Below are 14,736 nucleotides of genomic sequence, written 5' to 3'. Positions count from 1 at the left end.
GGCGGCCATCATCCCTGCCTGCGCTTTCAATCGCCTTTCACCGCCCGTTCGAATGCGGGCGTAGCTCGAGAGACGAAGCCACCCTCGGCCCGAGTCACCAATACCGCGGCCAAGCCGTGCGCCACGGCAAAATCCCAGCCACGCTCAGGGCCAAGGATCAGCAGCAGTGTCGAATAGCCGTCGGCCTGCAACGCCGAGGCGTCCAGTACGGTGACTGCAGCCAGGTCGTGCTGCACGGGGCGCCCGAGGCGGGCATCGAAGGTGTGCGAATAACGCCGGCCATTCTCCTCGAAATAGTGCCGATAGTCACCCGAGGTTGAGACTGAAAGCTCATTGACTGCAATGATCTGCCGGGCGATCTGGCGGTCTTCACGGGGCAACTCCAGGGCGATGCGCCAGGGACTGCCATCGGGCTTGCGGCCAACCGCCTTGAGCTCGCCAGTGGCTTCGGCGACAAAACTGGCTATACCCATGGCGCGCAGGCGCGCAGCGATCAAGTCCACGGCATGGCCGGCGGCGATGCTATTGAAGTCGAGCTGCACCGGGGCGTCCTTGCACAGGGCCTGGTCTTCGATATGCAAGTGCCGGTAACCCACACGCTGACGAACCTGGGCCACGGCTTGCGGGTCGGGTACCCGCTCATGGCGGGCCTGGGGGCCGAAACCCCACAGGTCAAGCAAGGGTTCAACGGTGAGGTCAAAGGCACCCTCACTCTGCTCGGCCAGGTGCTGGCCAAGGGCAACCAGTTCAAGCATGTCGGGTGGCAGGGCCAGGCACTGGTTGGCGGGCAACTGGTTGAACCGGCTGACGGTAGAGTCGCCGCGGTAGGTCGAATAGTGCCGGTCGATTTCACCAAGAATGGTTTCGACCGCTGCCTGCACCTGGGCCGGCGCCGGGCCGCCAGGCTCGCGAACGTACTGGATGCTGTAGCTGCTACCCATGGTCGGGCCGCCCAGGCGCTCAAGGGTGGGGCCCTGGTTGCAGGCGGTGAGCAGCAGGAAAATGAACAGTAAGGCTGTGCGCAAGGTTCGGTTCCTGGGTGCTTGGCTTGGGCTTTGGGGTATGGCGCATATCGAGCGCCGCGCGGGCGGCGCTCGATCTCACAGGCACCACACAACCCACGGCAAGCAAAAAAAACGGGAACCCGAAGGTTCCCGTTTTTTCATTGCCTTACAAGCGAATCAGCGTGGAAACGCTGGCGGGTTCACACCGGCCATGTCTTCCATCACGCGAACCACCTGGCAGCTGTAACCGAATTCGTTGTCGTACCAGACGTACAGGACAACGCGGTTGTCGTTGGCGATGGTGGCTTCAGCGTCAACCACACCGGCGTGGCGCGAGCCAACGAAGTCGGTCGAAACCACTTCCTGCGAGCTGACGTAGTCGATCTGCTTGTGCAGTTCCGAGTGCATGGCGGTCTGGCGCAGGTACTCGTTGATTTCGTCGCGGTTGGTGGCCTTTTCCAGGTTCAGGTTCAGGATGGCCATCGAAACGTTCGGCGTCGGTACGCGAATGGCGTTGCCGGTCAGCTTGCCCTTCAGCACTGGCAGCGCCTTGGCGGCAGCAGTGGCTGCGCCGGTTTCGGTGATGACCATGTTCAGCGGCGCGGCACGACCACGGCGGCTGCCCTTGTGGAAGTTGTCGATCAGGTTCTGGTCGTTGGTGAACGAGTGAACGGTTTCGACGTGGCCGTTGACGATGCCGTACTTGTCGTTGACAGCCTTGAGCACCGGCACGATGGCGTTGGTGGTGCAGGAGGCCGCCGAGATGATCTTGTCATCGGCAGCAATGTCACCGTGGTTGATGCCGTGCACGATGTTCTTCAGCGCGCCCTTGCCAGGTGCGGTGAGGATCACGCGGGCAGCGCCCGGGCAGGCCAGGTGCTGGCCCAGGCCGTCGGCATCACGCCATACCCCGGTGTTGTCGACGATCAACGCGTTTTCGATGCCGTACTGGGTGTAGTCGACTTCGCTCGGGCTCTTGGCGTAGATAACCTGGATCAGGTTGCCGTTGGCAGTGATGGTGTTGTTGGCTTCGTCGATGGTGATGGTGCCGTCGAACGGGCCGTGAACCGAGTCACGACGCAGCAGGCTGGCACGCTTGACCAGGTCGTTCTCGGCGCCTTTACGCACGACAATGGCGCGCAGGCGCAGGCCGTCGCCACCACCGGTCTTCTCGATCAGGATACGCGCCAGCAGGCGGCCGATGCGGCCGAAGCCGTACAGGACAACGTCGGTGCCTTTGCGCGCCGAAGCGTTCTGCTGGCCAACCACGTCGGCCAGTTCTTCACGGACGAACTGCTCGGCAGTACGGCCATTGCCTTCCTGCTTGAATTTGTTGGCCAGCTTGCCCAGGTCGACCGAAGCGGCGCCCAGTTTCAGCTCGCTCATGGCCTTGAGCAGGGGGAATGTCTCGTGGACGGACAGCTCGGTTTCGTCGGCTTGACGATGACGCGCAAAGCGGTGCGCCTTGAGGATCGAGATAACCGAACGGTTGATCAGGCTACGGCCATAAATCGAGCTCACCACGTTGTTGTTGCGGTAGAGCTGACCGATAAGCGGGATCATCGCTTCAGCCAGAGCTTCACGATCAATCCACTCACCAAGACACTGGTCGGGCTTCTGAGTCACGGGAACCTTCCACATGTAGGGACAGAAAAAAGGGGCTACATTATGACGCCCCGACGCGGAACCGGCAATGAGCGCCTGTCGCAGTCACGCAAGCCAGCGTTCACGCCCTTTCGAGCCTGACAGCCGGCACGGTCACCGGTACAATCGGTGTCTTTGCCGCAACGCTTGGAGTGCAATCTCCCGTGTCAGTTCTGCGCCTACCGCACATGTCGGCCACGGCCGGCAAACAAACCTGGGGTAACCTGCCCGGTGCCGCCCTCAGCCTTGCCATCGCCGAGGCCGCCAGCAACGCTGGCCGCTTCACCCTGCTGCTGACAGCCGACAGCCAGGCCGCCGACCGTCTGGAGCAGGAGCTGCGCTTCTTCGCCCCGGACCTGCCGGTGCTGCCATTCCCCGACTGGGAAACCCTGCCCTACGACCTGTTCTCGCCACACCAGGACATCATTTCCCAGCGCATCGCAAGCCTGTACCGCCTGCCGGAACTGAGCCATGGCATCCTCGTGGTGCCGGTCACCACCGCCCTGCACCGCCTGGCGCCCACCCGCTTCCTGCTGGGCAGCAGCCTGGTGCTGGACGTGGGCCAGACCATCGACGTGGAGCAGATGCGCACACGCCTGGAGGCCAGTGGCTATCGTTGCGTCGACACCGTCTACGAGCATGGCGAGTTCGCCGTGCGCGGCGCGCTGATCGACCTGTTCCCGATGGGCAGCAAGCTGCCCTACCGCATCGACCTGTTCGATGACGAGATCGAGACACTGCGCACCTTCGACCCCGAGACCCAGCGCTCGATCGACAAGGTGGATTCGGTGCGCCTGCTGCCGGCACGCGAATTTCCGATGCAAAAAGAGGAAGTGACCCGCTTCAAGGCACGCTTCCGTGAACGCTTCGACGTGGATTTCCGCCGCAGTGCGATCTTCCAGGACCTGGCCAGCGGCATCATCCCGGCCGGCATCGAGTACTACCTGCCGTTGTTCTTCGAAGAAACGTCCACCCTGTTCGACTACCTGCCGGCCGACACCCAGGTGTTTTCGCTGCCTGGCGTGGAACAGGCCGCCGAACACTTCTGGAACGACGTGCGCGGCCGTTATGAAGACCGCCGTGGCGACCTCAGCCGGCCGCTGCTGCCGCCTGCCGAGCTGTTCATGCCAGTGGAGGACTGCTTCGCCCGGCTCAAGCAGTGGCCGCGAGTGGTGGTCAGCAGCGAAGACATCGAACCGGGCGCGGGCCGCGAGCGCTTCCCGGCGCGCGCCCTGCCCAACCTGGCGATCGAGGCCAAGGCCAACCAGCCGCTGGCCGAGCTGGCCAACTTCCTCGACCAGTTCCCCGGCCGCGTGCTGTTCACCGCCGAATCGGCCGGCCGCCGCGAAGTGTTGCTGGAGCTGCTCGAACGATTGAAACTGCGGCCGCACACTGTCGACGGCTGGGCCGACTTCATCACCGGAAGCGAGCGCCTGGCGATCACCATCGCCCCGCTGGATGACGGCTTGCTGCTGGACGACCCAGGCCTGGCCCTGGTCGCGGAAAGCCCGCTGTTCGGCCAGCGCGTGATGCAGCGCCGCCGCCGCGACAAGCGTGGCGAAACCGCCAACGACGCGGTCATCAAGAACCTCACCGAGCTGCGCGAAGGCGCACCGGTGGTACACATCGACCATGGCGTGGGCCGCTACCTGGGCCTGGCCACCCTGGAAATCGAAGGCCAGGCTGCCGAATTCCTTACCCTGGAATACGCCGAGAACGCCAAGCTGTACGTGCCGGTGGCCAACCTGCACCTGATCGCCCGCTACACCGGCAGCGATGATGCCCTGGCACCGCTGCACCGGCTGGGCTCGGAAGCCTGGCAGAAGGCCAAGCGCAAGGCCGCCGAACAGGTGCGCGACGTGGCCGCCGAACTGCTCGACATCTATGCCCGCCGGGCCGCGCGCAAAGGGTATGCGTTTGCCGACCCGTCCGCCGACTACGCCACGTTCAGCGCCGGCTTCCCGTTCGAAGAAACCCCGGACCAGCAAACGGCCATCGAGGCGGTGCGGGCTGACATGCTCGCGCCCAAGCCAATGGACCGCCTGGTGTGTGGCGACGTCGGCTTCGGCAAGACAGAAGTGGCCATGCGGGCGGCGTTCATCGCCGTGCACAGTGGCCGCCAGGTCGCCGTGCTGGTGCCCACTACCCTGCTCGCCCAGCAACACTACAACAGCTTCCGCGACCGCTTTGCCGACTGGCCGGTGACCGTGGAGGTCATGAGCCGCTTCAAGTCGGCCAAGGAAGTGGCCGCCGCCGCCGCCGACCTGGCCGAAGGCAAGATCGACATCCTCATCGGCACCCACAAGCTGCTGCAGGACGATGTGCGCTTCAAGGACCTGGGCCTGGCCATCATCGACGAAGAGCACCGCTTTGGTGTACGCCAGAAAGAGCAGCTCAAGGCACTGCGCAGCGAGGTCGACATCCTCACCCTGACCGCTACGCCGATCCCGCGCACGTTGAACATGGCAGTGGCCGGCATGCGCGACCTGTCGATCATCGCCACGCCGCCAGCGCGCCGCCTGTCGGTGCGCACCTTTGTCATGGAGCAGAACAAGAGCACGGTCAAGGAGGCACTGCTGCGCGAACTGCTGCGCGGTGGCCAGGTGTACTACCTGCACAACGATGTGAAAACCATCGAAAAATGCGCCGCCGACCTTGCCGAACTGGTGCCCGAGGCACGTATCGGCATCGGCCACGGGCAAATGCGCGAACGCGAGCTGGAACAGGTGATGAGCGATTTCTACCACAAGCGCTTCAACGTGCTGGTGGCGTCGACCATCATCGAAACCGGCATCGACGTGCCTAGCGCCAATACCATCGTCATCGAGCGCGCCGACAAGTTTGGCCTGGCCCAGCTGCACCAGCTGCGTGGCCGGGTCGGCCGTAGCCACCACCAGGCCTACGCCTACCTGCTGACCCCAACCCGGCAGAAAGTCAGCGCCGACGCTGAAAAACGCCTGGAAGCCATCGCCAACACCCAGGACCTGGGTGCTGGCTTTGTGCTGGCCACCAACGACCTGGAAATCCGCGGTGCGGGCGAGCTGCTGGGCGAAGGCCAGAGCGGTCAGATCCAGGCGGTGGGCTTCACCCTGTACATGGAAATGCTCGAACGCGCGGTCAAGGCGATCCGCAAGGGTACCCAGCCAAATCTGGAGCAACCGCTTGGCGGCGGCCCGGAGATCAACCTGCGCCTGCCAGCACTGATCCCCGAGGACTACCTGCCTGACGTGCATGCACGGCTGATCCTGTACAAGCGCATTGCTTCGGCCGCCGACGAAGAAGGCCTCAAGGACCTGCAAGTGGAAATGATCGACCGCTTCGGTCTGCTGCCAGAACCGACCAAGAACCTGATGCGCCTGACTTCGCTCAAGCTGCAGGCGGAAAAGCTCGGCATCAAGAAAGTCGATGCTGGCCCCAATGGTGGCAAGCTCGAGTTCGAAGCCGAAACCCCGGTCGACCCGCTGACCCTGATCAAGCTGATCCAGGGCCAGCCCAAACGCTACAAGTTCGAAGGCGCTACCCAGTTCCGCTTCCTTGTGCCGATGGAACGCCCCGACGAACGTTTCAACACCCTGGAGGCGCTGTTCGAGCGCCTGACCCCACAGCCTGCCTAAGGAAGATCCATGCGTGCCATCCGTTGCCTGACCCTGCTGCTGGCGCTGTTCGCGCCAGCCGCCTTCGCCGAAGGCCTGTATCAGGTAGAAATGATTCTGGTGCGGCAGAACAGCGTGCCCGCCTTCACCAGCCCGTTCGCCCCGGAAGACTGGAGCGCTGGCGCCCCACGCCTGGCAAAAGACGCAGAGCGCCCACTGGCGCTGGAAGACGAAGCCACCCGCCTGGAAGCCACCGCCGACTACACCGTATTGATGCACAAGGCCTGGCAGCAGCAGGTCGGCAGCGAACCTGGCCGCATTGCCCTGGGCGAAGGCGCCGAACAGTTCGGCCACTTCCCTATCGAAGGCAACCTGAGCATCGCGCAAGGCCGCTTCATTTCGGTCGAGGCCAACTTCTGGGTCAACCAGCTGGACGGCAACGGCAGCGTGCTGCAAAGCGAGCAGTTCAGGCAGAACAACAGCAACGTCAAGGCCGGCCAGCTGACCTTCCTCGACGGCGGGCACCTGGCGGTGCTGCTGAAGGTGACACCACCGGGTACGCCGAAAATGCCGGTGATGGACCCGGAGATGATGGAGCAGTAATTCGATGAAGCAAGATGCCGCCGAGATGGTGAACGCTTATCCGAACTGGACCCAATCGTTCAGCAAAGCTGCCCTGCAACGCGGTGAGCGCTATGCCGAGGAAGGCAGGGTCGAACTGGAAGGCTTCTATGGGCCGACCATCACGGCCAATTGCCAAGGGAGTGGCGACAACCACTATCGGCAAAGCATCGAGTTGCACGTAGCCGGCGGCCGTTGCCATGTGCACGGTGAATGCGATTGCCCTGTAGGGCAAAACTGCAAGCATTGCGCCGCTGCACTGTTCTGCATAAGCGACCCTTGGTCCAATCATGAGGCCACGCAAGCCGACCCGGCAACGTTGTCCGCGGAACTGCAGCACTGGTTGAGCGGCCTGGAGCAGGCCCCGCCCAAGCCCAACGCAGCCGAAGACAAACGCGGACGCATGGTGTGCTACCAGCTCGACCTCACCGATGATGCCGGCTGCGCCCTGCTGGTACGCAAGGGCACACGAACCGAGGACGGCATACGCTTCAGCCGCGTCCAGTCACTGTACGACTTTCTCTACGAGCCACCGCGCTTCGTGACGGAGGAAGACACCCGCATTCTGCGCCTGCTCTCGGCCCTGAATCAGGGCGGCGGCCAGGACCGCGGCTATAAACTGAAGGGCCAGGAAGGTGGCGAGTTGTTCCAGCGCGCACTCGAAACCGGGCGCATGTTTTACGATGTCGGCTTCCCACCGCTTCATCAAGGCCCGGTGCGCCATGCCGAGTTCCGCTGGGTACGCCTGGACAACGGAAACTACCGGGGACTGTGGTACAGCGGCGAGGAAATGCTGCGCTGCGTCATCCCGCTGCTGCCACTTTACTACTTCGATCTGCTGACCAGTGAAGTGGGCAAGGTTGAGCACAGCCTGGATCCGCATGTCGCCGTGCAGCTGACTATTGCCCCCGATGTACCCGAGCACCTGGTCGTACCCCTCAGCCATAAACTCAATGCCCTCAGCCACAAGGTGCCGACGCCGACGCCAGTGCAGGAGCAGTTGCTCGATCACATCCAGCCCAAGCCCATTCTTGCGCTCGGCAGCCTTGAATACACCGCCTACATGCCGAAAACCGGTCGCATGCAACGGCAAATGCAACACCGCGCCGCATTGGCATTCAACTATGACGGTTTGCAGGTCAGCGGCACCGACGAGAAGCCGCTGACCCGCCTGGCGGGCAGCACCAGCCAGCGAATTCGCCGACAGCCGCAAGCCGAGCTAGCCCTGCGCAATGCGTTACGCGACCTGGGCTTCAAACCCGCCACTCGGCAGAGCAAGGCCCTGCCCGACAGTGCCGGCGAAATGTATCAGTTGCCCGACGACGAAGCCTGGCTGCGCTTTGCACGCGAAGGTTTGCCGCGCCTGCGCGAAGCCGGCTGGAACATCGACATACACCGCGATTTCGCCTTCAACTTGCAGGAGGTGGACGACTGGTATGCGACCATCGACGAGGCGCCCGGCCATGAATGGTTCGACCTGGAGCTGGGCATTGTGGTCGATGGCCAGCGTCACAGCCTGTTGCCCATCGTGTTGCAACTGCTGCGCAGCAGCCCAGAGCTGCTGCGCCCCAGCGAACTGGCCCGGCGCAGTGACGATGAACACCTGCTGATCGACCTCAACCGCGGCCGCCTGGACACACCGGCATTGCGCGTGGCCCTGCCCTACGGCCGCATCAAGGCCGTGATGGGCACCCTGGGTGAGCTGTACCTGCACGAAGACACCGCTGGCCCGAGCCTGCGCATGGAGCGCGCCGACGCCGCGCGCCTGAACGAAATCGAGGGCCTGCCCTTGCACTGGGAAGGGGGCGAGCACGTACGCGATCTGGGCCGCCGCCTGCGCGATGCCCGCGAGCTGCAAGTGCCACCCCCCGCCGGGCTGCGGGCCAACTTGCGGCCGTATCAGCAGCAGGGCCTGAACTGGCTGCAGGCACTGCGCGGGATGGGTACCGGCGGCATCCTCGGCGACGACATGGGCCTGGGCAAGACCCTGCAGACCCTGGCACACCTGCTGCTGGAAAAGGACTCCGGGCGCTTGGGCGCACCGGCCCTGGCGGTCATGCCCACCAGCCTGATACCCAACTGGTTGGACGAAGCCCAGCGTTTCGCCCCTGACCTGCGCGTACTGGCACTGCATGGCCCAGGGCGCAGCAAGCATTTCACCCGGTTGCACGAATACGACCTTGTCCTGACCACTTACGCCCTGATGCCACGCGACCTGGAACACCTGCGCGCCCAAGCCTGGCACATGCTGGTGCTGGACGAGGCACAGAACATCAAGAGCAGCACCAGCAAGGCCGCCCTCGCCGTCTGCGAGCTACAGGCCGGCCAGCGCCTGTGCCTCACCGGCACGCCGATGGAAAACAACCTGGGCGAGCTGTGGTCGATCTTCCACTTCCTCATGCCCGGCTGGCTGGGCGACCTCAAACGGTTCAACCAGGACTACCGCGTCCCGATAGAGCGCCATGGCGACGCTGAGCGCCTGGCCCACCTGGTCACGCGTATTCGCCCCTTCCTGCTGCGCCGCACCAAGGAGCAGGTGGCCACCGAGTTGCCCGCCAAGACCGAGATGGTGCACTGGGTCGAGCTCAGCGACGCCCAGCGCGACACCTACGAGGCCGTGCGAGTGGCCATGGACCAGAAAGTCCGCGACGAAATCGCTCGCAATGGCGCCGCGCGCAGCCAGATCGTCATCCTCGACGCCCTGCTCAAGCTGCGCCAGGTGTGCTGCGACCTGCGCCTGGTAAAAGGGGTGGAAAGCCATGGGAACCAGGCCGACAAGGGCAAGCTGGGCGCGCTGCTGGAAATGCTCGAGGAGCTGCTCAGCGAAGGGCGCCGGGTACTGCTGTTCTCGCAGTTCACCTCGATGCTGGCACTTATCGAGCAGGAGCTGCAGAAACGCAAGATCCGCTATAGCTTGCTGACCGGCGACACGCGCGACCGGCGCACGCCAGTGCGGCAGTTCCAGCAGGGTGACAGCGAAGTGTTCCTGATCAGCTTGAAGGCAGGCGGGGTGGGCTTGAACCTGACGGCCGCAGACACGGTGATCCACTACGACCCCTGGTGGAACCCGGCCAGCGAAAACCAGGCCACCGACCGGGCGTACCGGATTGGCCAGGACAAGCCAGTGTTCGTGTTCAAGCTGATTACCCGGGGTACGGTGGAAGAGAAGATCCAGATGTTGCAGCAGGAGAAAGCGGCATTGGCAGCCAGCTTGCTGGATGGCGGGCAGGCTGGGCAATGGCGCATGGGCGATGAAGAAATCGAGGCACTGTTTGCGCCATTGCCAGGCAAGCGTGGGCGGTAAACCATCAACTTTCACTGCCCAAGCTGGCCTCTTCGCGGGTGAACCCGCTCCCACAGTGACCGCACCGCTATCTGGCATGCGCAGTACCTGTGGGAGCGGGCATGCCCGCGAAGCGGCCGAGGCAGTCAATCGACCAGCTGAGCTTCCTTCAACGCCCCCAACGCCTCCAGCCAGCGCGGCTGCTGGCGATAATCGGTCCGCGCAAACCCTTGCCCGCGCATCCGCGCAATCCGCGGCGATGGCTTGACCTTCATACGTTGCGCCGCACTCAGTGCCAGCTCCGCTGCCGCCCGGTCATTGCACACCAGGCCCATGTCACAGCCGGCGCTCAACGCTGCCTCGATACGGCTGGCCGCATCACCCACCACATGCGCACCGGCCATCGACAAGTCATCACTGAAGATCACCCCGTCAAAGCCCAGCTCGCCGCGAAGGATGTCCTGCAGCCAGCGCCGCGAAAAACCGGCTGGCTGGTTGTCAACCTGCGGGTAGATGACATGCGCCGGCATCACCGCCGCCAGCTGGCCGCTCAGGCGCGTGAACGGCACCAGGTCGGCCTGGCGTAATTGCTCAAGGCTGCGCTCATCGGTGGGAATGGCCACATGCGAGTCAGCCTCGGCCCAGCCATGGCCGGGGAAGTGCTTGCCACAGGCAGCCATGCCCGCCGCATTCATACCGCGGATGAACGCCCCCGCAAGTTGCGTGGCACGCAGGGGGTCGCCCTCGAAGGCACGGCTGCCGACCACGGCGCTGCGCTGGTGGTCCAGGTCCAGCACGGGTGCAAAGCTGAGGTCCAGGCCAACCGCCAGCACCTCGGTCGCCATCAGCCAACCGCACTGCTCCGCCAGGTACTCGGCGTTGTCATTGTCGGCCAGCGCACGCATGGCTGGCAGGCGCACGAAACCCTGGCGCAGGCGCTGCACGCGGCCGCCCTCCTGGTCTACCGCCAGAATAAGGTCAGGGCGTATGGCGCGGATCGATGCGCACAGCTCACGCACCTGGCGCGGGCTGTCGATGTTGCGGGCAAAAATGATCAGGCCGGCCACTTCGGGTTGGCGCAGCAAGTGACGGTCTTCGGCGGTCAGCCATTTACCGGCGATATCCACCATCAGGGAGCCTTGCAGGCTGACGGTCATGGGTAATCCTTCATTGAAGACAAAGAGAGGCCCACTGGGGGCAGGCGGCCTGTTCGATACGCACCGGGCAATGGGCCGGCACCCGCTCGAACAGGCTTAGCAAGTCAGTGTTGCGCAGGCGTATGCAGCCATGGGACAACGCTACGCCCATGGGTTCCGTATCCGGGGTGCCGTGCAGGTAGATGTAGCGGCGGAAGGTGTCGACCGCGCCCAGGCGGTTAAGCCCCGGCTCACAGCCGCTGAGCCAGAGGATGCGGGTGAGTATCCAGTCACGGCCCGGGTATTGCGCGTGCAATACCGGCGACCACACCTCACCCGCCCAGCGCCGCCCGACCAGCACTGCAGCAAGCGGCAGGCCCGCGCCAATTTTTGCCCGCACTTGATGCAGGCCACGCGGTGTGCAACCCGAACCGTAGCGCTCGCCCGCACCGTTGCGCGACGTGGAAACCGGCACGCGCACGCGCAGCTGGCCACAGGCAAAGCCATACAGGCATTGGTCGGCAAGGGAAATGTGCAGCAGGTCGAGATCGGGCATGGCGCTAGCTTAGCCGAAGCGCCCTGCCCCGCCCAGCCTTCAGGCCTTGGCGGTAATAGCGGTAGCTTTGCTGCGTGGTCGCAGCTGCGCCGTGGCCATGGCTTCGTCGGTGACGCCGCTGTCGGCACGCATGCCTGCAGCCAGGAACGGTACCATCAGGCGCATCACCTGCTCGATCGAGGTGTTGATGCCAAAGTCAGTCTCGGCGATCGCACGCAGCGCCTTGATGCCGGACATGCTGAAGGCGGCGGCGCCGAGCATGAAGTGCACGCGCCAGAACAGTTCCAGTGGTGGAATACGCGGCGCAGCCTCGTTGACCAGCAGCATGTAGCGGCGGAACACCTTGCCGTACATGTCTTCCAGGTAACGCCGCAGGTGGCCTTGGCTCTGGCTGAATGCCAGGCCCAGCAGGCGCATGAAGATCGACAGATCGTTGTTGCTGCGAGGTTGCACGACCAACGCCTGCTCCACCAGCATCTCCAGCAGCTCTTCGAGGCTGGGCTTGTGCTCCGGCTTGGCCTGGCGACGCTCCAGCTCGCGCTCCAGGCTGGCGCAGAACGGCCCGAGGAAGCGCGAGAACACCGCCTGGATCAACGCTTTCTTGGAGCCGAAATGATAGTTGACGGCCGCCAGGTTCACCCCGGCCTTGCTGGTAATCAGCCGCAATGAGGTTTCGGCAAACCCCCTTTCCGCGAACAGCTGCTCGGCAGCATCGAGAATGCGTTCAACGGTTTCCGATTGGGCCATGACTACTCCGCGTACTCCGCCAGACAAACAGGTGTTTGAAACATACGTTTCAGTCCTGCTTCTGTCAAGGCTCGGTGACCGGGCGGTCGCCATTTAAAAGCCCCAGGCGGCGTGCTGCAAGTGCCAGCGTTCAGGTTTAATGCGCCTTTTGGCTTGCAGCGCATCCAGTACTGTATATAATCCCAGTCACTGTACAAAAAGACAGAGCGCTCACCATGTTGAAACTGACGCCACGCCAAGCCGAAATTCTCGCGTTCATCAAGCGCTGCCTCGAAGACAACGGCTTCCCGCCGACACGCGCCGAGATCGCTCAGGAGCTGGGCTTCAAATCGCCCAACGCCGCCGAGGAGCATCTCAAGGCCCTCGCCCGCAAGGGCGCAATCGAGATGACCCCGGGCGCCTCCCGTGGCATCCGCATTCCCGGCCTGGAAACCAAGGCAGAAGAAAGCGGCCTGCCTATCATCGGCCGGGTTGCTGCCGGTGCGCCGATTCTTGCCGAACAGCACATTGAGCAATCCTGCAATATCAACCCCGCCTTCTTCCACCCCCAGGCCGACTATTTGCTGCGCGTACACGGCATGAGCATGAAGGACGTCGGTATCTTCGACGGCGACCTGCTGGCAGTTCACACCTGCCGCGAAGCCCGCAACGGCCAGATTGTCGTCGCCCGCATCGGCGACGAAGTGACCGTCAAACGCTTCAAGCGTGAAGGCAGCAAGGTCTGGCTGCTTGCCGAAAACCCCGAATTCGCCCCCATCGAAGTCGACCTGAAAGAACAGGAACTGGTGATTGAGGGTTTGAGCGTCGGCGTCATTCGCCGCTGATCCAGGAGGCGTCATGCAGCAGTTCATTCACGCACCCGAGCAAGCCCAGTTGCCCCTGTTCGAAGCATTTCTCGCCCAGCCCGTGCTACCTGGCCTGAAAGCCAGCGAACTGGCGCGCAAGCACAACCAGCCTGAACTGTTCAGCGAATTGTCGCTGCGCGGCGCGCCAGGTCACTGCCAAAGCCTGCTGGCACCGGTACTGCGCGAACTGAGCGAAGAGGACGCGGCCCGCTGGCTGACCCTGATCGCCCCGCCGTCGAGCCTGACCCAGGCCTGGCTGCGCGATGCCGGCCTCAACCGTGAACGCATCTTGCTGCTGCAACCTCGTGGCAACCAAACCCCGCTGCAACTGGCCTGCGAAGCTTTGCGCCTGGGCCGCAGCCACACGGTGGTCAGTTGGCTGGGCAACGTCAACGCCACCGCTCGCCAGCAATTGCTGCGCGCCGCCAGTGTCGGAAACGCACAAAGCCTGAACATCCGCCTCGGCTGATGCTCAGGCTTTGCCTGTCATTCGAAAAACCTGCTGGCTGCTGCACGGTCAGTGCAGCACACGCGGCCCTTCATCACGTTCGAGCTCACCATCCATGAGGCGGCCGGCCATCTGCACGCCCACGCTAAGCATGGCCTTGGCCACTTCTACATGCTGGCCCTGCAGGAACACCTTGGCGTCTTCCGAGAAATCCAGGGTTACCAGAGAGCCCTCATCCTCAGCGCGACGCAGTTCGATGCGGCCATCAGGCAACTCGACAATTTCCAGAAAAGACGTAGACATAAATGGCAGTTCTCCGCGAAAGGTCCGTATTGTACCAGCCGTAACGGCTATCAGCACTCACTCAACGCATCGCGGAAACGTCTCACCAAACCCTTGAGGTTGTTGCGCCAGCTTTCCAGCTCGGTACGCGATAGCGCAGGATGCTCGGGCTCATCGAGATTGACGGCCTGGATCAGAGGCTGCGTGACATCGGTTTTCGGCGCTTTCCTGGCGACCGGTGGTCGGAACAAATCGGCATAAGCACCCAGCATTTGCGCCAGCCAGGTTTCGCGCTGACGGGCAAGCTCAAGCAGCTCGGCCACTTCCGGGATAGCGATGCCATTCAGCGCGTCGTCGGCCAGCGCTTGCTCGACAGTTGCAACCACCGGCAGGCGGTAGAACACCCCGATTTCATGGCACAGGCCCAGCAGCGCGCCATACAGGTGGAACAGCGCCGATTCGCGCTCAGCCTGAACCAGGCCCTGTGCATTCATGGCCTGGCTTTGTTCAGCCTTGGCCATGGACTCCAGAGCGAGGCCGGCGAAGAACAGTTTCTGGTTGGTGCGAGTGTAGGTTT

Annotated in this window: 12 protein-coding genes; 5 read left to right on the top strand and 7 right to left on the bottom strand. The window is 63.6% G+C overall.

The window, feature by feature from the left end; translation table 11 throughout:
* Positions 1-26 precede the first annotated feature (26 nt).
* Together ACK1VC_RS20540 and ACK1VC_RS20535 are read right to left on the bottom strand one after the other, a co-directional pair.
* A complete protein-coding gene (locus ACK1VC_RS20540) occupies positions 27-1,025 on the bottom strand; it encodes an FAD:protein FMN transferase (RefSeq protein ID WP_024717338.1) in 999 nt (332 codons plus the stop codon).
* A gap of 156 nt (positions 1,026-1,181) precedes the next feature.
* Positions 1,182-2,645 (bottom strand): glyceraldehyde-3-phosphate dehydrogenase, encoded by a 1,464-nt coding sequence (locus ACK1VC_RS20535; protein ID WP_016485650.1) that lies wholly within the window; start codon positions 2,643-2,645, stop codon positions 1,182-1,184.
* A 167-nt stretch (positions 2,646-2,812) separates the two neighbouring features.
* Here ACK1VC_RS20535 and mfd point away from each other — a divergent pair, with 167 nt between their 5' ends.
* The 3 genes from mfd to ACK1VC_RS20520 are packed head-to-tail and all read left to right on the top strand — an operon-like array spanning position 2,813 to position 10,166.
* Positions 2,813-6,262 carry a transcription-repair coupling factor gene (gene mfd / locus ACK1VC_RS20530; protein ID WP_031311939.1) on the top strand — a complete coding sequence of 1,150 codons (3,450 nt, stop codon included), beginning with the start codon at positions 2,813-2,815 and terminating at the stop codon, positions 6,260-6,262.
* Positions 6,263-6,271: 9 nt separating this feature from the next.
* Positions 6,272-6,844, top strand: coding sequence for a CsiV family protein (locus ACK1VC_RS20525; protein ID WP_016485648.1), 573 nt, complete (start codon positions 6,272-6,274; stop codon positions 6,842-6,844).
* Between the two features lie 4 nt (positions 6,845-6,848).
* Positions 6,849-10,166, top strand: a complete 3,318-nt coding sequence (locus ACK1VC_RS20520) for a DEAD/DEAH box helicase (protein ID WP_145914574.1) — start codon at positions 6,849-6,851, stop codon at positions 10,164-10,166.
* Between the two features lie 125 nt (positions 10,167-10,291).
* Here the strand turns inward: ACK1VC_RS20520 and nagZ are convergent, their stop codons facing one another.
* From nagZ to ACK1VC_RS20505, 3 genes are read right to left on the bottom strand one after another with little or no spacing between them, the layout of a single operon-like run.
* A complete protein-coding gene (gene nagZ, locus ACK1VC_RS20515; protein WP_172455937.1) occupies positions 10,292-11,290 on the bottom strand; it encodes a beta-N-acetylhexosaminidase in 999 nt (332 codons plus the stop codon).
* A 22-nt stretch (positions 11,291-11,312) separates the two neighbouring features.
* Positions 11,313-11,837 (bottom strand): L,D-transpeptidase, encoded by a 525-nt coding sequence (locus ACK1VC_RS20510; protein ID WP_023048970.1) that lies wholly within the window; start codon positions 11,835-11,837, stop codon positions 11,313-11,315.
* A gap of 39 nt (positions 11,838-11,876) precedes the next feature.
* Positions 11,877-12,584: a TetR/AcrR family transcriptional regulator gene (locus ACK1VC_RS20505; RefSeq protein WP_023048969.1), complete on the bottom strand. Its 708-nt coding sequence runs from the start codon at positions 12,582-12,584 to the stop codon at positions 11,877-11,879.
* 215 nt (positions 12,585-12,799) lie between these two features.
* Between ACK1VC_RS20505 and lexA the strand changes: the two genes are divergently transcribed.
* Entirely contained in the window at positions 12,800-13,408 is a 609-nt protein-coding gene (lexA, locus tag ACK1VC_RS20500) for a transcriptional repressor LexA (RefSeq protein ID WP_012271348.1), read from the top strand.
* 13 nt (positions 13,409-13,421) lie between these two features.
* Positions 13,422-13,898 (top strand): SOS-induced cell division inhibitor SulA, encoded by a 477-nt coding sequence (sulA, locus tag ACK1VC_RS20495; RefSeq protein ID WP_016485642.1) that lies wholly within the window; start codon positions 13,422-13,424, stop codon positions 13,896-13,898.
* A 48-nt stretch (positions 13,899-13,946) separates the two neighbouring features.
* Here sulA and ACK1VC_RS20490 read toward each other — a convergent pair whose 3' ends face one another.
* Both ACK1VC_RS20490 and ACK1VC_RS20485 read right to left on the bottom strand, forming a co-directional pair.
* A complete protein-coding gene (locus ACK1VC_RS20490) occupies positions 13,947-14,180 on the bottom strand; it encodes a hypothetical protein (protein ID WP_003248777.1) in 234 nt (77 codons plus the stop codon).
* A 50-nt stretch (positions 14,181-14,230) separates the two neighbouring features.
* Positions 14,231-14,736, bottom strand: a 506-nt coding sequence (locus ACK1VC_RS20485) for a DUF6586 family protein (RefSeq protein ID WP_449118031.1), incomplete at its 5' end; no start/stop codon positions are given.

It is taken from the genome of Pseudomonas sp. XP2 (assembly GCF_053557975.1).
The sequence above is the reverse complement of the archived record's forward strand: the minus strand, read 5'-3'. Positions and strand labels throughout refer to the sequence as shown.

Excerpts from the sequence above, each read along its gene's own strand:
- ACK1VC_RS20535 (WP_016485650.1), bottom strand. The coding sequence starts at position 2,645 with ATGTGGAAGGTTCCCGTGACTCAGAAGCCCGACCAGTGTCTTGGTGAG.
- ACK1VC_RS20510 (WP_023048970.1), bottom strand. The coding sequence starts at position 11,837 with ATGCCCGATCTCGACCTGCTGCACATTTCCCTTGCCGACCAATGCCTG.
- ACK1VC_RS20525 (WP_016485648.1), top strand. The coding sequence starts at position 6,272 with ATGCGTGCCATCCGTTGCCTGACCCTGCTGCTGGCGCTGTTCGCGCCA.
- ACK1VC_RS20490 (WP_003248777.1), bottom strand. The coding sequence starts at position 14,180 with ATGTCTACGTCTTTTCTGGAAATTGTCGAGTTGCCTGATGGCCGCATC.
- sulA (WP_016485642.1), top strand. The coding sequence starts at position 13,422 with ATGCAGCAGTTCATTCACGCACCCGAGCAAGCCCAGTTGCCCCTGTTC.
- lexA (WP_012271348.1), top strand. The coding sequence starts at position 12,800 with ATGTTGAAACTGACGCCACGCCAAGCCGAAATTCTCGCGTTCATCAAG.
- ACK1VC_RS20505 (WP_023048969.1), bottom strand. The coding sequence starts at position 12,584 with ATGGCCCAATCGGAAACCGTTGAACGCATTCTCGATGCTGCCGAGCAG.
- ACK1VC_RS20520 (WP_145914574.1), top strand. The coding sequence starts at position 6,849 with ATGAAGCAAGATGCCGCCGAGATGGTGAACGCTTATCCGAACTGGACC.